Here is a 16,451-nt window from a genome sequence, read left to right as displayed (position 1 = left end):
ATGGGGTTTTTGTTTTTGCTCTGATCGGCCAACCGCTGTTTTGTTAGGTGATGCGGCGCCGGCGGTATTCGGCCGCGAGCGCGAGGATGATGGCGGTGAAGGCGAGGCCTTCGGCCATCGCGACCCAGTCGATGTCGCGGCACAGCAGCCAGACATAGGTGCGGGCGTCGAAGCCGATGGGAGAGGCGACGAGGAAGCCGAGCTCGGCATCGGACAGGCCGAAATGCCAGCGCGTGCTGAGATAGGTCCACAGATAGCCGCCGCGCGGCACCTGGCCGAAGAACACCATGTTCTCGATGATCGCCAAGACGCCGGGAATGACGAAGGCGAGCGGCAGACTCCAGCGGCCGAAGATGGTGGAGAGGCCGCCGACCCAGGCGAGGAACGGCGCATACCAGAGCATGGCAAGGACGAGGTAGACGATCCCGAACAACGTGATGTTGAGCATGCTCGTGCCGGCCTCGGCGAGGCTGGGCGGCACGAAGCCGGGCAGGATCAGCCCGGCCGCCGCGACGGCGGCGTAGAGCAGCACGCCGCTGAGCACGCCGATGACGAAGACCAGCAGCGGGAACATGGTGGTGCCGGCGAGGAATTTGGAGACGACCATCTTGAGGTCGCTCACCGGCATCGACTTCCAGAACAGCATGGCGTTGTTGCGCCGGTCGGCGCTGAAGGCATCGCCGAAATAGAAGAACAGCGCCACCGCCAGATAGGCGAGCCACAGCGCCAGGAGGATGAGATAGCCGAGCTCGAACAGCTTGAGCGTGTGTCCGAAATTGAAGCTCTGGACGAAATGCACGCGGTTGACGGCAAAGCCCGAGGCCGCCGACAGCGCCATCAGGCCGAGGATGCCGAGCGGGAAATAGACGAAGGCGATGCGGTGCTCGAGATATTCGCGCACGAGCAGCGCGCGCCAGGAGCGGAGGAGGTACATCAACGGGCTCCATCCTCGCGGCTCATGAGGGCGACGAACAGATCGGACAAGGTCGGCGTGGTGACGGTGCCGAGGGCCTCGAGCGCGGCGCGGTCGGCGCCGTCATAGACCATCACCGTCTGGCCGAAGCGGGTTTCGGCAAAGACCGGGTGCAGCGCCCGCGCCGCCTCGGCGTTGTCGGCGGCGACGACGAGCTGGGCGAAGCGGCGGCCCACCTCCTCCATCGGCGCATCGAGCACGATGGCGCCGTCGCGGATGAACATGATGTCGGACAGCATGAACTCGATCTCGTCGACCTGGTGCGTGGTGATCAGCAGGGTGCGCTCGGCGGTCATGTAGTCTTCGAGCAGGCGCCGGTAGAACCGCTTCCTATAGGTGATGTCGAGGCCGAGGGTCGGCTCGTCGAGAACCAAAAGGCGCGCATCGATCGCCATCACCACGGCGAGGTGGAGCTGGGCCAGCATGCCCTTGCTGAGATTGGCGATGAGCGCCCCGAGCTTGACGTCGGTGCCCTCGAGGAAGCCGACGGCCTTGTCGGCGGAGAAATTGGGGTGGATGTCGCTCAGCATGCGGAACAGCTCACGCACCTTGAGGAAGCGCGGCAGGCTGGCGACGTCGGAGATGAAGGCGACGTACCGCATCAGGTGGGCGCGGCGGCGATACGGGTCCTCGCCGAGCACCTGCACCGAGCCCTCGTAGGAGGTGAGGCCGAGCATGGCGTTGAGCGTGGTGGTCTTGCCGGCGCCGTTGTGGCCGATGAGGCCGTAGATACGGCCGGCCGGGATGTCGAAATCGAGCCCGTGCAGGATCTCGTTGGGCCCGAACTTCTTCTTGAGGCCACGCACCGTGACGATGGAATTGCTCATTTGTCGACATCCTTGAGGAGAGTCTCGAGATCGAGGCCGAGGGTCCTGATCTGGGCCTTGAGGCGCGGCCACTCCTCGTTGAGGAAGGTGTCGCGCTCATGCGCCAGCAATTTGGCACGGGCGCCCTCGGCGACGAACATGCCCATGCCGCGCCGGCTCTCGACGACGCCGAGATCGACCAGCGCGTCGTAGGCGCGAGTGACGGTGAGCGGGTTGACCGACAGATCGGCGGCGATGGAGCGCACGGAGGGGAGCGCCGCGCCTTCGGGGGCGGTTTGATGCAGGATCATCTCGGCAAGCCTCTGCCGGATCTGGACGAAGATCGGCTGGGTTTCGTTGAACGAGCTCATGAACGAAGCTATCGCGTCCGTGTCTTAGTGTGCTGGTTATGTATCACAGTAATTCTGCATGTCAAGGCGAGCGCGCGCCTCCGGTGACCCGGTTGCGGCGGCAGTCGGCGCCGCATGCTGTATGCGGCATGGCGAGGCTCCGATCCCGGAGCCGGTAGACGGCGTGTAGTGAGACCGGAGCCTCGCCACGCGACCGGGGTTTATGACCAGGTCCTGCCTTCGACCAGCCACTTGACTGCGGCGCGCAGGGACCTCGTCGAGGTGCGGGGTCTTGCCGAGTTGGCCCCACAGCTCCAAGCCCCTCGGATGGCAACACCCTCGGGGCAATCCCCGGACCCTGGGTGCAGGATTGTCTCACCCATGGTTCCCGGCAGAACCGGCCCGGATGGGGTCGACACCCCACCCACACCGATCTCCCCACGCCAATCACTCGTCATGATCTCGCAATCGCGAGGGGATGGGGTGGAGAGTACACCCGGTGCGGAGGGTGGTGGATTGGCGGACGGTGGATTTGTTGCAGGGGCTTGTGAGGGAAGGGGAAATCGACGCTGCGGTGGGGGATAGAGGTGTCGGGGGTGGCGTTCCGCGCGTTCTCCCCCGGGTGTCGTGGGTGGTGATGACACGTCGTCGGTGGCGGACCGATGGTGCGGTTCCTTCCACATCGTCATTCCCGCGCAGGCGGGAATCCAGACTTGGCTCACGGACGTCCGGACACTCCGCCTGGATTCCCGCTTTCGCGGGAATGACGATGTGGGACATGCGGGAATGACGATGCGGAAAGAGGCGGGAATGACGGTGGGAAGGGCCGGCCGCGATGTGCAGTCGGAGCCTTCTCCCCACGCGCTGGTGCTCGTGGCCTCCCCCTCCACCACGCTTCGCGTGGTCCCCCTCCCCCGTAAACGGGAGAGGAGTGCCGACTGCGGGCTTTTGGTGCGGGGTGGCTAGATGCGGCCGTCCATGGCGCGGTCGAAGATGTCGAGGGCGCGGGGTTTGGTGAGCTCGATGGGGTTGCCGCCGGCGGTGGGGTCGACGATGGCCATGTCGCCGATGAGGTCGCGCCTGCCGGTATCGACCTTGAGATCGCGCAAAGTGTGCGGGACGTTGAGCTTCTGCCTGAGGGCGGTGACGGCGTGGAGGAACGCCTCGAAGCTGGGGGCCATGCCGCAATAGGCGGCGAGGCGGGCGATGCGGGCTTCGATGGCGTCGCGGTTGGCGACCAGCACATAGGGCATGAACACGGCGTTGGTCATGCCGTGATGCGTGTCGTAGAGAGCGCCGACCGGATGGCTGAGGGCGTGGATGGCGCCCAGCCCCTTCTGGAACGCCGTTGCACCCATGGCGGCGGCGCTCATCATGTGGCCACGCGCTTCGATATCGCCGGGATTGGCGACGACCCTGGGCAGGTTCTCGAGCACCAGGCGGATGCCTTCGACGGCGATGCCGTCGGCAAGCGGGTGGTAGCCGGGGGCACAATAGGCCTCGAGGCAGTGGGCGAGCGCGTCGAAGCCGGTGCCGACGGTGATGAAGGCGGGCATGCCGACGGTGAGCTCGGGGTCGGCGATGACGATTTTCGGCATCATCAGCGGGTGGAAGATCACCTTCTTGGTGTGCGTCGTCTCGTCGGTGATGACGCCGGCGCGGCCGACCTCGGAGCCGGTGCCGGCGGTGGTGGGCACGGCGATGATGGGCAGGATGCCCTTGGGGTCGGCGCGGGTCCACCAGTCGCCGATGTCCTCGAAATCCCACATCGGGCGGGTCTGGCCGGCCATGAAGGCGATGACCTTGCCGACATCGAGGCCGGAGCCCCCGCCGAAGGCGATGACGCCGTCGTGGCCGCCCTTGCGCAGCACCTCGACGCCGGCGCTGACGTTGGCCGAGATCGGGTTGGGCTTGACGTCGGCGAAGACGCCGACCGCAAAGCCCGCATCCTTGAGCAACTGCACGGTCTTCTGCGTCACCGGCAGGTTGACCAGCCCGGCGTCGGTGACGAGCAGGGGCTTGGTGATGCCGGCGGCGCGCAGCGCGTCGGGCAGCTCGGCGATGCGGCCGGCGCCGAAGCGGATTGAGGTCGGGTAGTTCCAGTTGGCTTTGATGGCCATGTTTGCCTCAGGCGGTTCTTTTCTCACTGCGTCATCCCCGCAAGCGGGGATCTCCGTTTCGAGCGCCGCGGAGCCGGCAAACAGAGGTTCCCGCGTTCGCGGGAATGACCCGGTGGACGATCAGACGATCTTCAAATGGTAGGATTTGGGCTGCGTGAGATTGTGGTAGCCGATCTCGCTCAGCGCGCCGCCCTTGCCGGTGTCCTTGACGCCGGTCCAGACCAGCGCCGGATCGAGATAGTCGCAGCGGTTGGCGTAGACGGTGCCGGTTTCGACGCGGGCGCCGAGTTTTGCCGCTTCGTCGAGGTCCTGGCTCCAGATCGAGGCGGTGAGGCCGTAGGGGCTGTCGTTCATCAGGGTGACGGCCTCGTCGTCGTCGGCGACCTTCATGATGCCGACCACGGGGCCAAAGCTTTCCTCGCGCATCACCGCCATCTGGTGGTTGACGTTGGTCAGCACCTCCGGGGCGAGATAGGGCGAGGAGTCCTCGTCGAGATCGTGCCTAGTGTTGAGGTGGGCGCGGGCGCCCTTGCGCAAAGCCTCAAGCGTCTGGCCGCGCACCAGATCGGCGAATTTCGGCTGCGCCATCGGGCCGACGACGGTGTCTGGATCGAGCGGGTTGCCGAGGGTCCAGCCCCGGGCGGTTTCGACGAAGCCGTCGACGAATTCGTCGTAGATGTCGGCATGCACGTAGATGCGTTCGACGCCGCAGCAGGACTGGCCGGAGTTGAAGAACGAGCCGTCGACGAGGTTTTCGACGGCATGGGCGAGATTGGCATCGGCGCGGACATAGGCCGGGTCCTTGCCGCCGAGCTCGAGCCCGAGGGTGGCGAAGGTGCCGGCGGCGGCGCGCTCGATGCGTCGCCCGCCTTCGACCGAGCCGGTGAAGTTGATGTGGTCGATCTTGCCGGAAGCGATCAGCGCTTCGGTGTCGGCGTGGTTCAGAACGAGGTTCTGGAACAGGCCGTCCGGCAGGCCGGCGGTGGCCATGGCCTCGGCGAAGCGCTCGCCGACGAGCAGGGTCTGGCTGGCGTGCTTGAGGATGACGGAGTTGCCGGCCATCAGCGCCGGGACGATGGAATTGACGGCGGTGAGGAACGGATAGTTCCACGGCGCGATGACCATCACGGCGCCCAGCGGCTCGCGCGCGATCCAGCGGCGGAAGCCCTCCTTGCCGGGCTTTTCCGCTGGCGCTAGGGCCGCCTCGGCGATGTCGATCATATAGCGCGAGCGCTCCTCGACGCCCTTGCGCTCGCCGCCATAGCGGATGGGGCGGCCCATCTGCCAGGCGAGCTCGGGCACGATCTCGTCGTTCTTGCCGAGCAGCGCATCGACGAAATGATTGAGGAATTTGGCGCGCTCGCGCACGGTGATTTCGCCCCACGCCTTGCGCGCGGCCCCGGCCCGGCTCACCGCCGCCTCGATGTCGGCCGCCGAGGCCACCGGGCGCTCGGCATATACCCGCCCGTCCACGGGCGACACGATCTTGACCGTTTCGGTCATGGTTCAATCCTTTGGCAGGCGTGGGCGCGGACATGGCCCTTCGACGCATAGGCGAGGATCAGGCGGTCGCTCGTAACGATGGTCAAGTCAAGAGCCCGGGCCGTGGCGATGATGATCCGGTCGGCCGGGTCGCGATGCACGGGGCTCGGCAGGAACGACGAGTCCATCAGGATGGCGGGTGTGGCAGGTTCCAGCCGAACCCCCGGCAGGACCACGAAGGCGTCGAAATACCGCAACGGAGCGGTCGCGGTCGGAAGCCGGCCGCGCGCCGCCAAAAGCCCGATTTCCCACGCGGTGATGGCGGAAACGGCGACGGACTCACCCTTGGCAAAAGCGCCTATGAGCAGAGCTTTCGTCTGCGCGTCCATCCGGTCTTCGGTGGTGTAGAGCATGGCGCAGGTGTCGAGCAGAAACCTAGTCGTCATACACCTTGCCCCAGTCGGGATCGGCAGGCTCGGTATAGTCGACGTCCGGCAGCAGCGTGATCATGCCCTTGAGGGCGCCGAACGCCGGGTGACGTGCGGGCTTTTCGGGAATTTCGCGTTTTGCATCGATGTCCGCGGCCGTCGGAAAGTTGTGTTGCTGCATTTCTTCAAATCCCTTTGGCCGTAGCGACGCGTCCAGCCGCTCGGGGACGAACCGGATCGTTTCGCTCAGCCGATCGACCTGCTCTGTTCGATAGCCCGCCGCCAACCAGGCCTCAGACTGGACATGCGTGCCGCCGCTGTTGCTCCACCACGCTGCATGGCGCCGGGCCGATTTTGGCAGGGGAAACCCGAGGATGGCCTCGATCTCCGCGAATGCGAGTTCGACAGCCCCATGCGAGCGCGACAGGTGATGGAACAGGGGATCGTATTTGGACATTTTGTAACTCCAGACTGTACATTAGTACAGTCGACTGTAAGTTACAAGCTACGATCGTTCGAACCCCCGCTTCAGCTCCCAGTCGGTGACGCGGCGGTCGTATTCGAACTGCTCCCATTCGGCGGTGTGGACGTAGTGGTCGACCACCTGCTGGCCGAAGGCATCGGCGAGCATTTTCGACTTCCTGAGCGCGGCGGTGGCGTCGCGCAGGGTGCGCGAGACCTCGCGCAGCTTCCTGACGGAGTAGGCGTCCCCGGTGAAGGCCGGCTCGAGCTCGAGCTTGTCCTCGATGCCCTTGAGGCCGGCGGCGAGCAAAGCGGCGTAGGCGAGATAGGGGTTGAGGTCGGCGCCGCCGATGCGGCATTCGACGCGCACGCCCTTGGTGTTCTCGCCGCACAGGCGAAAGCCGGCGGTGCGGTTGTCGCGGCTCCAGATCGCCTTGGTGGGGGCGAAGGTGCCGGCCTGGAAGCGCTTGTAGGAGTTGATGTAGGGGGCGAGGAAATAGGTGATGTCGCCGGCATAGGTGAGCAGGCCCGCCATGTAGGACTTCATCATCGGGCTCATGCCGAGCGGATCCTTGCCGTCGACGAAGACGTTCTTGCCGGCCCTGGCGAGCGACATGTGGATGTGGCTGGAGGAGCCGGCGAGGCCGAAATCCCATTTGGCCATGAAGGTCACGGCCTTGCCCTGGGCGTGGGCAATCTCCTTGGTGGCGTTTTTCAGCACCGTGTGCCGGTCGGCCATGGCGAGGGCCTCGGCGTATTGCACGTTGATCTCTTCCTGGCCGGGGCCCCATTCGCCCTTGGAGTTCTCGACCGGAATGCCGGAGGCGTTGAGATGCTTGCGCAGCGCCCGCATCACGCCTTCTTCCTTGGTGGTCTGGAAGATGTGGTAGTCCTCGATGTAGTAGCCGGCGGTTTCGAGGTTGCGGTAGCCCTTGTCGAAGGCGGCGCGGAAGCTGTCGTCGAACAAATAGAATTCGAGCTCGCTGGCGAAATTGGCGGTGAGGCCGAGCCTGGCCAGCCGCGCGAGCTGCGCCTTGAGGATGGCGCGCGGGCTGTGCGGGACGGGCTCGTGGTGATGGTGGTCGACGAGGTCGGCGAGAACCAGCGCCGTGCCCTCGAGCCAGGTGCATCGCATCAGCGTGGCGATGTCGGGCCGCATGACGAAATCGCCGTAGCCGCGCTCCCAGCTGGCGGCCTCGTAGCCGGGCACCGGCTCCATGTCGATGTCGTCGGCGAGCAGGTAGTCGCAGCCATGCGTTTCGTCGACGGCGCTACTGAGGAAGAATTCGGCCTGGAAGCGCTTGCCGATCAGCCGGCCCTGCATGTCGGGGAAGGCGACCAGCACGGTGTCGATGCCGCCGGCGGCGACATCGGCTTTGAGCTGGGCGAGCGTGTAGGCGGGCATGAACGGGCTCTCCTTGCGGCGGGATGGCTATTGCGCCGGCGGCGCGGCGACACCGGATCTGGATGCGGCGGGGGCGTGACCGATGGTGGTACGGGCGGCGGCGAGTCCCCTCGCCAGCCGCTCGGCCCAGGCATCGACGCCGGCGGGCTCGAGGATTTCGTCGTGGCGGATTTCGATCATGGTGGCGGCGAGGCCGGCGCCATGATGGTCGACGGTGTAGGAGACGCCGCGGGCCGCGGCATAGGGCTCGTTCCAGCCGATGTGCATGGCCGGGTCCTCGGCGGCGAGCGCCGCGAACAGGGCGCGGCTGTAGGTCTCGTCGGGGGCCGGCAGGATGCCGATCGGCCAGGGCCGGGCGACGCCCTTGAACAGCGGGGTGAAGGAATGCATGCACACGAGGATGGTTTCGAGCCCGGCGGCGCGGCGGCTTTCGAGCAGGCGATCGATGGCGTCGTGATAGGGCACGTAATAGCGGGCGATGCGCTCGGCCCGATCGGCGGCGGCGATGCCGCGATTGCCGGGGATTTCCGTGTATTCGGAAATTTCGGGGATGAAACTGTCGGCGTCGGGGAAGCGGTTGCAGTCGACGATGAGGCGCGAGGTGGTGGCGTGCACCAGCGGCGCATCGAGCAGCTCGGTGAGGCGCAGCGACACGGCGAGCGCGCCGGGGTCCCAGGCGATGTGGCGGATGCGCTCGGAGGGCGGCAGGCCGAGATCGCCGTAGGCGGGCGGGATGCGGTTGCTGGCGTGATCGCAGACGAGCGCGAAAGGCGAGTTGCCCTGCGCATTGACGGTCCTGACCGGCGCAACCAGATCCGCGTCGTGATGCGGCGCCGCTGCGTATCCCATGGAGCCCTCGATGGCGGGCAAAAGGCGCCGCCGCCGCGCACTTGATGCGGTTTTGCGGAGACTGTCAAACGGGGAAGACTGCCGGCGATCCGGCCCTCACCCGGCCGCTACGCGGCCACCCTCTCCCCGGCGGGGAGAGGGGAGTCCGACTGAAATTCCCTGCCGCCTCGCCCCGCCGCGTCAGAGAAGCTGGAACGCCGGCAAAGTTCGGACGTTTTGCCCGATCAGCCCGGAGGAGAGCGATGAGCAGTTTTGTGCGCAAGGCGCGATATGCCGATATTCCCTCGATCGTGGTGGTGGTGATCGCGGTGGGGGCGCCGCTGCTGGCGTTCCTGTTCTAGTTTTGTCGCGTTTCCTCCCGGATCGTGTCCGGGAGGAAACCGTTGCCATTTTTCCTGGAAACGCTCTAGGCGCGGCCGAATTCGTCCTCGATGCGGATGATGTCGTCTTCGCCCAGATAGGAGCCGGTCTGCACCTCGATCAGCTCGAGCAGGATCTTGCCGGGGTTGGCGAGGCGGTGCACGCAGCCGAGCGGCAGGTAGATCGACTCGTTTTCGGTGAGCATCGTCACCTTGCCGTCGCAGGTGACCTCGGCGGTGCCTGAAACCACGACCCAATGCTCGGCGCGGTGGTGGTGCTTTTGCAGGCTGAGCTTCTTGCCCGGCTTGACGAACAGGCGCTTGACCTGGAAGCGGGCGCCGTTGAGCACCGAGGAATAGCCGCCCCAGGGGCGATAGGCGGTGCGGTGGATTTCGGTGATGGTCTGTGTGTCGGGTTTGGCCTTGAGGGTCTTGACCATGGCGCCGACCTTCTGCGCCTCGCTGAGCCTGCCGACATAGACGGCGTCCTCGGTGGCGATCACCGCCACGTCGTCGAGCCCCTCGACCGCCACATGCGCCTTTTCGCTGAGGACGAAAGAATTCTTCGTGTTGGACAGCGTGGCATCGCCCATCACGGCGTTGTTGCCGGCGTCCTTGGCGGAGACCTTCCACACCGCGTCCCAACTGCCCAGATCGGACCAGAAGAAGCTGACCGGGATCAGCGTCACCAGCCGGGTCTTTTCGAAGATGGCGTAGTCGACCGAGATGTTGGGCGCCGTCTCGAAGCTCTGAAGGTCGAGACGAATGAAATCGAGGTCGGTCCTGGCGTTGGCCACGGCGCCCTGCGCCGCCTCGTAGCTTTCGGGCGACAGCGCCTGGCACTCGGCGAGGAAGGTGCCGGTGCCGAGCATGAACATGCCGGAGTTCCAGTAGAAGCCGCCCTGCTTCAGCATGGCTTCGGCCTTCTGCAGGTCGGGCTTTTCGACGAAGCGGGCGACCTCGCGGGTGCCGTCGCCGCGGTCCTTGCCGGCCTCGATGTAGCCGTAGCCGGTTTCGGGGCCGGTGGGGGCGATGCCGAAGGTGACCAGCCGTCCCCCCGCCGCGGCGGCATTGGCGGTATCCACCGACTGCCAGTAATTGGCGTCGGTCTCGACCGCGTGGTCGGAGGGCAAGACGTGCAGCACCGTGTCGGCGCCGAATTTCTGCGCGGCGAACACGGCGGCGGCGGCAATGGCGGCGGTGGTGTTGCGAGCCACCGGCTCGAGCAGCACGCCGGCGAGCGGGATGCCCAGTTCCTCGGCCTGCTCGCCGACGATGAAGCGGTACTCGGCATTGGTGATGACGATGGGAGCAGCGTAACGGCTGTCGTCGCGCACCCGCTCCAGCGTTTCCTGGAACGGCGAGAGCTTGCCGGTCAGCGACAGGAACTGCTTGGGCCGGGCACTGCGCGACAGCGGCCACAGCCGTGTCCCCTGCCCGCCCGCAAGGATTACCGGGATCATCTGTCCGCTCATGGCAAACGCTCCAACTCGTCGATGCCCGCATTAGCCACGCAAATGCGGGGGCCGCAAGGCCGTATGCGTGCCCACGAAACACCCCGGCCCGGCTTGCGTTCCGCCACCAAGCAGCCATAGTCGATGCGTCTAACAGACAGTTGAAATCGCTGGATTTTGGGGGAGTTCCATGGGCAATCGCAGTCGTCTGCCGCGCCGCCTGATGTCGTTGCTGGCGCTGGCGCCGGTCTGTTTCCTGGGCACGATGGTCGCCGGGGCGGCGCAGGCCGGCGAGAACTACGCGCTGATCGTCGCGGCGAGCGACTATCCAAACCTCGACCAGAAATACTGGCTGAAGGGGCCCAAGAACGACGAGGCGCTGATCCGCGACTATCTGCTGGGGAGCGCGCCAGTGAAATTCGCGCCGCAGAACGTGGTGGCGCTCGGCTCGGGCGAGGGGATGCAACTGGGCACGCACCAGGCGATCCTCGACAACCTGGCCAAGCTCGCCGACGAGGCCAAGCCGGGCGATTTCATCTATTTGCACTTTTCCGGGCACGGCACGCAGCAGCCGGCGCTCAACGATCCGACCGAGCCGGACGGGCGCGACGAGGTGTTCCTGGCCGCCGACGCCAAGATGGCGCCGCCCGACAACCCGAAATTCTACCCCAACGTTCTGACCGACGACGAGATGTCGGTGGCGCTGAAGGCCATCCGCAAGACCGGGGCCTTCGTGTGGATCGTGTTCGATTCCTGTTTCTCGGGGACGATGACGCGCGGCGCGCCCGGCGACGCGATGGACCGCAAGATCGACCCGGCCGACCTCGGCATTCCCGACAGCGCCTTCGAGCAGCCGGCGGTGCTCGACACCACGGGCAGCAACGAGCGCGCCGTCCCGATGGCGGGCGCCATGGCCGACAGCGACAGCGGCGCCGACCTCGGCGGCATGGTGGCGTTCTTCGCCGCCACCAGCGAGCCGACGCAGGAGCACGGCTTTCCGGTGACGCAGGCGGACGGCAGCACGGCGGACGTGCCGTACGGCATCTTCACCTACGCGATCTTTTCGTCGCTGGCCAAGAACCCGAACCAGACCTACCGGCAATTGGCGCAGAGCGTGCTCGCCGACTACGCGTCGCAGAACCTGCTGCGGCCGACGCCGATGTTCGAGGGCAAGCTCGACGCGCCGGTGTTCGGCAGCGCCGACGCGGCGGCGGCCGAGCAGTGGCCGATCGCGCTCGCCAGCGACAATGTGACGATGTCGATCTCGGCCGGGCAGCTGCACGGCCTCGCCGCCGGCACCAAGCTGTTGCTGCTGCCCTCGCCGTCGGCGAGCGACGCGCAGGCGCTGGGGGTGATGGAGGTGACGTCGGCGACCGAGCTGCGCTCGACGCTGGCGGTGTCGAGCGACGACACGCATCCGGCGATCGAGGCGGCGGCGGTGCCCAAGGGCGCCTATGTGCGGCTGGCGCAGGTGAGCTATCCGTTCGAGCTGACGGTGTCGAAGCCAGACCCGGCCAGCACCGACCCGGCGCAGGTGGCGGCGGTGAGCGCGGCGCTCGACACCATCCTCGCCGACGCGCAGGCGCAGCTCAAGCTGCGCGTGGTGGAGCCGGGCGCGCCGGCCGACGTGCGGCTGGCGGTGCTGTCGGACGACCAGGTGGCCAGGCTGAGCCCGGCGGCGACGGTGCAGAAGACGTCGTACGATCCGACGCCGAAGCTGTGGCTGCTGCCGACCAGCGGCGAGGTGTCGCTGGAGCCGGCCAGGGCGGCGCCGAACCTGCCGATGCCGACGTCGGCCGTGGCGCGCGATGCGAGTTTCGACAAGGCGCTCGAGAGCAACCTCGTCACCATCTTCCGCGCCACGGGGCTGTCGCGGCTGAGCCAGGCGAGCACGTTCAAGCCCAAGGATTTCGCGCTGAATTTCGGGCTGCAGCAGGCGGGCAGCGACCAGATCGCGGCGATGGACCCGACCAGCACGCCGATCGTCCGGCCGGGCGACCGGCTGCATGTCGAGCTCACCAATGCGTCGGGCAAGCCGCTCGATTTCAACGTGCTCTATGTCGACCACGATTACGGCATCACGCTGCTGTGCCAGGCGCGGCTGGCGCCGGGCGACCATCTGTTCCAGCCGATGGCCGACATCTCGGACAGCGATGCGGGCAGCGAGCGGATCGTGGCGGTGCTGAACGAGGCGGGCAAGGACCTCACCGATCTGAGCTTCCTGACGCAGCCGGGGCTGCCGACGCGCACGCGCGGGCCAGGCGACGAAGGGTTGCTGGGGATGCTGAGCGATCTCGGCTCGGGCATGCCGACGCGCGGGCCGACGGCGCTCGCCAGCGCCGACACCAAGACGCCGCGCGGCGCCGTGGTGATGGTGCCGGTGGAAGCGCTGGCGGCGACGGGCAAGGAAGCGGCCGCCAACATCACGCCGGCCGGGGACAAGGTGCCGGAAGGATCGTGCGCGGGGTGAGGCAGTCGGGGCCCTTCTCGCGCTTGCGGGGACGACGCTCGTGACAACACGCCTGCACTGAGTGTGGGGCCGCCCCCTCCACCACGCTTCGCGTGGTCCCCCTCCCCCGCAAGCGGGAGAGGAGCGCCGACTGCGGGTAGAACGGCATAACAAAAGGGCCCGTGGTTTCCCACGGGCCCTTCGCTTTGCGGCGCCGGCTTACTTGTAGTTGTCCTTGAGGAACTGGAAGTAAGCCTTGGTGAGGCGGACGGCGTAGTTCACCTTGTCGTCCTCGGCGACGTTGATGCCGCGGATCGAGGGTTCGCCCTTGGCGTTGAGGTCCCACATGGCGCTGCCCGACGAGCCGGCGAAGGTGTCGCAATCGTGCCAGAAGAGCTGCTCGCCGAAATGGTCGGGCGGCACGTCGCAACTGACCTTCCACATGGTGCCCTCGGGCTTGTCGCCCGGGTAGCCGATGATGGTGGCCTTGAGGTCGGTGGCGTCGTCGACGCGGAAGCCCATCCAGCCGACCTGGTCGCCGGCCTGCTCCTTGAGCTCGATCTCGGCCAGATCCCACGGCATGGCGGAGCCGTAGTTCTTGCCGTCGTAATTGGTGACGAAGCCCTTGAGGATGTTGGCGTCGGCCCATTCGAAGACGCCGACCGGAGCGGTCTGCGCGTCGGTGGCGGCGGGGGCGAAGATGATGTCCTTGGCCCAGCCGCCATTGTCGTGGTCGTAGACGCAGTGGGCGGCGGTGATCACCGATTTCGGCCCGATCATGGTGCCGGTGCAGGTGGAGTAGTTGCCCTTCTGGTCCTGGATGATCAGCCAGCCGACGGTGTAGAGCGGATACTGGGTGATGTCGGTGACCTGCACGCGGTCGTCGGTGCCGACGACGACGCGGTCGGTCGACATCTGGCTCTTGCCGCTGCCCTCGACCTCCTGGTTGAGGATGTCGCGCAATTCGCCGGAGGCCGGCGTCTCGGATTCGGTGCCGTCGGCGCTGCGGCTCAGGGTGGCCATGCTGTCGGCGGCAGTGGCGGCGTCCATGCCCTCGAGGCCGCGGCTCAGCGAGGCGGGGTCGATCTTGGGCACCGGCTTCTGCTGGATGTTGCCCGGCAGGGTGACCGGCGCGTCGCGGTTGGTGACGGGCGTGCCCTTGGCGCCGGCGACCTCGTCTTCCGCCAGTGCGGGAGTGGCGAGCAAAGCAACGCCGAGCATCAGCGCCGAAATACTGGTGAGGGTAGAAAGACCGGTGACGTTCCTGGCCTGCATGGTGGGTTTTTCCTTGTTTTGACTATGACGATAGAAATCAGGATTTGCGCGCCCGTCAATGTCCGGGCGGGCCGGCGAGACGACGGGGCGAAGGCGGATGGTGCGGGTCGGGGATGCTGTCGCGGGCGCCTCCCTAGCTGCCGGCGAGGCGCGACTGCAGCCAGTCGCGGAAACTGGCGATGCGGGAATAGACGCCGTAGACGTCCTGGTGGCCGCATTTGATCTCGTCGCTGGCCGGCCCCTCGCCCCAGCTGACGATGCCGAGCTGCACCGGGCGGCCGCCGCGGTCGGCGATCAGCGGGCCGCCGCTGTCGCCGTAGCAGGCGTCGCGCCTGCCGGATTTGAGGCCGGCGCAGAGCATGGCGCCGGTCAGCGGATCGCCGAGGGTTGCGGCGAATTCGTCGCCGATGCGGGCGGTGTCGGTGGGGCGGATGCGGTATTGCGCGCCGAGCGCGTCGAGGCTCAAGCGCAGCGCCTTGGCGTAGATGGCCTTGATGGCGATGTTGCAGGCGTCGTTGCCGACGATGTCGATCTCGGTGCCGAGGAGGCGGCGCGGATACTGGCCCTGCTCGTCCATGCCCCAGCCGAGGACGGTGGCGCTGGCGGCGCCGGCGCCGGTGAAATCGAGCGCCACCGGGGCGAGGTCGAGCGGGGTGGCGAGCTCGATGAGCGCGGCGTCGTGGTCCATCGACTGGTTGTCGAAGCCGGCATCGATGCTGATCGATCTGACGGCGACGCGGCGGCCCAGTTCGAGGTCGGTCGAACCGGCGAGGATGACGAAATCGGACGCATCGAGCTGGCGGTCGCCCTCGCGCAGGCAATGGGCGGCGGTCAGCACCCAGCTCGCCGCCACCAGCGTGCCGCCGCAGAACTGCGCCTTGTACTGGCTCTCGGGGGCGGCATCGAGGACGGAGGCCTTGAGCAGCGCCACCTGGAACGGATAGCGGCCCTCGGGCACCGGCTCGCCGCCGAAGACGCGGTCGGTATTGCCGGCGGCGGCGGCGAGGCGCGCCGCGCGGTCGGCGGGAACCACGGTATAAGGATCGGGCGGCGCGGCGCATGCCGGCAGCGCGACACCGCACAGCAGCGCCAGCGCGCAAGCCAGTCTCGGCGTCGTCGGCATGTTCCCCCCTGCCCTCCCGGCCCCTGCCTCTCTATCCGCATCCAACATGAATGCAGTTTGAACGGCGAGGATATTGGCCAATGGTTGGGTCGGATTTCCGACGGAATCGGCCTTTCTTTGCGGCGATTTTGCCTTTAAAACCAGATGGATATGGACACAAAGCCGCCACCGAAGGGACGCAGCAGGGCCGCGCGCAACGAGGAGTCGGAGCGCGACGATGACGGCCGCAAGGCCAGCCAGCTGCACGAGGCGGCGCATGTGGGCGTCGGCATCATCGAGGCGGTGTCCAAGCCGCTCAAGGTCGAGGACAATTATTCGTCGCTGCACCGCGTCGACGAAGTCGCGGCGGTGATCCTGAAGCTGGTGACAGTGCTGGCGCTGACCTTCGGGCTGTTCGAATACGACCGGCAGAAGGCCGATTCGCGGGTGACGCAGTCGCTCAACCTGGTGCAGGAATGGGAGACCGGCGGCTACCAGGACGCCTATGCCCGGATCAACGATTTGCTGCTGCCGCTCTATCAGCAGAACGCCGACACCATCGCCGCGGTGGGCGACAATGCGGCGGAGCGGGCGCTGCTTTACGGCAATATCGGCGAGGCGGTGACCGGCAAGGACGACGCCTTCGTGTCCGAGGCCGACAAGGATGCCGACAAGGTGTTCCACTTCTTCGAGCGCGCCGCGATCTGCGCCAACGAGGCGATCTGCGACTATGCGGTGCTGAAGACGTTCTTCGGCTCGGAAGCCTCGAGCTTCTGGCTGTATTTCGGCCGCTACGCCGAACGGCGGCAGGCCGACGGCTATGCCGGCTATGGCGACTGGACCCGCCGGTTCGTGGATGGCGAGATCAACCGGGCGAAGTTCCTGGGGATGTTCTGAGCGTGTGAGGAAACTGACGGTGCAGTCGGGTCCCTTCTCC

General features: G+C 66.8%; 14 protein-coding genes. 2 read left to right on the top strand and 12 right to left on the bottom strand.

Features of this window, described 5'->3' with window-relative positions:
• Positions 1-43: 43 nt before the first annotated feature.
• From BGO82_RS11850 to BGO82_RS11805, 10 genes are all read right to left on the bottom strand, one after another.
• A complete protein-coding gene (locus BGO82_RS11850) occupies positions 44-934 on the bottom strand; it encodes a hypothetical protein (RefSeq protein ID WP_291305807.1) in 891 nt (296 codons plus the stop codon).
• Positions 934-1,800 carry an ABC transporter ATP-binding protein gene (locus BGO82_RS11845; protein ID WP_291305806.1) on the bottom strand — a complete coding sequence of 289 codons (867 nt, stop codon included), beginning with the start codon at positions 1,798-1,800 and terminating at the stop codon, positions 934-936. The genes BGO82_RS11850 and BGO82_RS11845 overlap by 1 nt, the downstream gene beginning before the upstream one ends.
• A complete protein-coding gene (locus BGO82_RS11840) occupies positions 1,797-2,150 on the bottom strand; it encodes a GntR family transcriptional regulator (RefSeq protein ID WP_291305805.1) in 354 nt (117 codons plus the stop codon). The genes BGO82_RS11845 and BGO82_RS11840 overlap by 4 nt, the downstream gene beginning before the upstream one ends.
• A gap of 941 nt (positions 2,151-3,091) precedes the next feature.
• Entirely contained in the window at positions 3,092-4,249 is a 1,158-nt protein-coding gene (locus BGO82_RS11835) for an iron-containing alcohol dehydrogenase (protein WP_291305804.1), read from the bottom strand.
• A 120-nt stretch (positions 4,250-4,369) separates the two neighbouring features.
• A complete protein-coding gene (locus tag BGO82_RS11830) occupies positions 4,370-5,752 on the bottom strand; it encodes an aldehyde dehydrogenase family protein (protein ID WP_291305803.1) in 1,383 nt (460 codons plus the stop codon).
• A complete protein-coding gene (locus tag BGO82_RS11825) occupies positions 5,749-6,177 on the bottom strand; it encodes a type II toxin-antitoxin system VapC family toxin (RefSeq protein WP_291305802.1) in 429 nt (142 codons plus the stop codon). Before BGO82_RS11825 ends, BGO82_RS11830 begins: the two co-directional genes overlap by 4 nt.
• Positions 6,167-6,616, bottom strand: coding sequence for a hypothetical protein (locus tag BGO82_RS11820; protein WP_291305801.1), 450 nt, complete (start codon positions 6,614-6,616; stop codon positions 6,167-6,169). The genes BGO82_RS11825 and BGO82_RS11820 overlap by 11 nt, the downstream gene beginning before the upstream one ends.
• A gap of 48 nt (positions 6,617-6,664) precedes the next feature.
• On the bottom strand, positions 6,665-8,026 hold the full coding sequence (locus BGO82_RS11815; RefSeq protein ID WP_291305800.1) for a glutamine synthetase family protein: 1,362 nt from the start codon (positions 8,024-8,026) through the stop codon (positions 6,665-6,667).
• 27 nt (positions 8,027-8,053) lie between these two features.
• Positions 8,054-8,875, bottom strand: a complete 822-nt coding sequence (locus tag BGO82_RS11810) for an N-formylglutamate amidohydrolase (RefSeq protein ID WP_291305799.1) — start codon at positions 8,873-8,875, stop codon at positions 8,054-8,056.
• 406 nt (positions 8,876-9,281) lie between these two features.
• Positions 9,282-10,709, bottom strand: coding sequence for a mannose-1-phosphate guanylyltransferase/mannose-6-phosphate isomerase (locus BGO82_RS11805; RefSeq protein ID WP_291305798.1), 1,428 nt, complete (start codon positions 10,707-10,709; stop codon positions 9,282-9,284).
• 169 nt (positions 10,710-10,878) lie between these two features.
• On the opposite strand from BGO82_RS11805, the gene BGO82_RS11800 reads away from it, so the two are divergent.
• The gene (locus tag BGO82_RS11800; protein ID WP_291305797.1) at positions 10,879-13,158 is read left to right on the top strand and encodes a caspase family protein; all 2,280 of its coding nucleotides are present in this window, start codon (positions 10,879-10,881) and stop codon (positions 13,156-13,158) included.
• Between the two features lie 198 nt (positions 13,159-13,356).
• On the opposite strand, the gene BGO82_RS11795 is transcribed toward BGO82_RS11800, so the two are convergent.
• The gene (locus tag BGO82_RS11795) at positions 13,357-14,412 is read right to left on the bottom strand and encodes a serine protease (RefSeq protein ID WP_291305796.1); all 1,056 of its coding nucleotides are present in this window, start codon (positions 14,410-14,412) and stop codon (positions 13,357-13,359) included.
• 133 nt (positions 14,413-14,545) lie between these two features.
• Complete coding sequence (locus tag BGO82_RS11790; protein WP_291305795.1) at positions 14,546-15,535, bottom strand: serine protease; 990 nt, start codon at positions 15,533-15,535, stop codon at positions 14,546-14,548.
• Between the two features lie 150 nt (positions 15,536-15,685).
• On the opposite strand from BGO82_RS11790, the gene BGO82_RS11785 reads away from it, so the two are divergent.
• On the top strand, positions 15,686-16,411 hold the full coding sequence (locus BGO82_RS11785; RefSeq protein WP_291305794.1) for a hypothetical protein: 726 nt from the start codon (positions 15,686-15,688) through the stop codon (positions 16,409-16,411).
• Positions 16,412-16,451 lie beyond the last annotated feature (40 nt).

This window comes from Devosia sp. 67-54, from assembly GCF_001899075.1.
In the GTDB taxonomy this organism is placed as follows: domain Bacteria; phylum Pseudomonadota; class Alphaproteobacteria; order Rhizobiales; family Devosiaceae; genus Devosia_A.
This window is presented reverse-complemented; position numbering and strand designations above follow the sequence as displayed.

What these genes read in the sequence shown, in the direction of transcription:
- BGO82_RS11830 (WP_291305803.1), bottom strand. Translation starts at nt 5,752, where the DNA reads ATGACCGAAACGGTCAAGATCGTGTCGCCCGTGGACGGGCGGGTATAT.
- BGO82_RS11825 (WP_291305802.1), bottom strand. Translation starts at nt 6,177, where the DNA reads ATGACGACTAGGTTTCTGCTCGACACCTGCGCCATGCTCTACACCACC.
- BGO82_RS11820 (WP_291305801.1), bottom strand. Translation starts at nt 6,616, where the DNA reads ATGTCCAAATACGATCCCCTGTTCCATCACCTGTCGCGCTCGCATGGG.
- BGO82_RS11790 (WP_291305795.1), bottom strand. Translation starts at nt 15,535, where the DNA reads ATGCCGACGACGCCGAGACTGGCTTGCGCGCTGGCGCTGCTGTGCGGT.
- BGO82_RS11805 (WP_291305798.1), bottom strand. Translation starts at nt 10,709, where the DNA reads ATGAGCGGACAGATGATCCCGGTAATCCTTGCGGGCGGGCAGGGGACA.
- BGO82_RS11795 (WP_291305796.1), bottom strand. Translation starts at nt 14,412, where the DNA reads ATGCAGGCCAGGAACGTCACCGGTCTTTCTACCCTCACCAGTATTTCG.
- BGO82_RS11845 (WP_291305806.1), bottom strand. Translation starts at nt 1,800, where the DNA reads ATGAGCAATTCCATCGTCACGGTGCGTGGCCTCAAGAAGAAGTTCGGG.
- BGO82_RS11850 (WP_291305807.1), bottom strand. Translation starts at nt 934, where the DNA reads ATGTACCTCCTCCGCTCCTGGCGCGCGCTGCTCGTGCGCGAATATCTC.
- BGO82_RS11815 (WP_291305800.1), bottom strand. Translation starts at nt 8,026, where the DNA reads ATGCCCGCCTACACGCTCGCCCAGCTCAAAGCCGATGTCGCCGCCGGC.
- BGO82_RS11835 (WP_291305804.1), bottom strand. Translation starts at nt 4,249, where the DNA reads ATGGCCATCAAAGCCAACTGGAACTACCCGACCTCAATCCGCTTCGGC.
- BGO82_RS11810 (WP_291305799.1), bottom strand. Translation starts at nt 8,875, where the DNA reads ATGGGATACGCAGCGGCGCCGCATCACGACGCGGATCTGGTTGCGCCG.
- BGO82_RS11840 (WP_291305805.1), bottom strand. Translation starts at nt 2,150, where the DNA reads ATGAGCTCGTTCAACGAAACCCAGCCGATCTTCGTCCAGATCCGGCAG.
- BGO82_RS11800 (WP_291305797.1), top strand. Translation starts at nt 10,879, where the DNA reads ATGGGCAATCGCAGTCGTCTGCCGCGCCGCCTGATGTCGTTGCTGGCG.
- BGO82_RS11785 (WP_291305794.1), top strand. Translation starts at nt 15,686, where the DNA reads ATGGACACAAAGCCGCCACCGAAGGGACGCAGCAGGGCCGCGCGCAAC.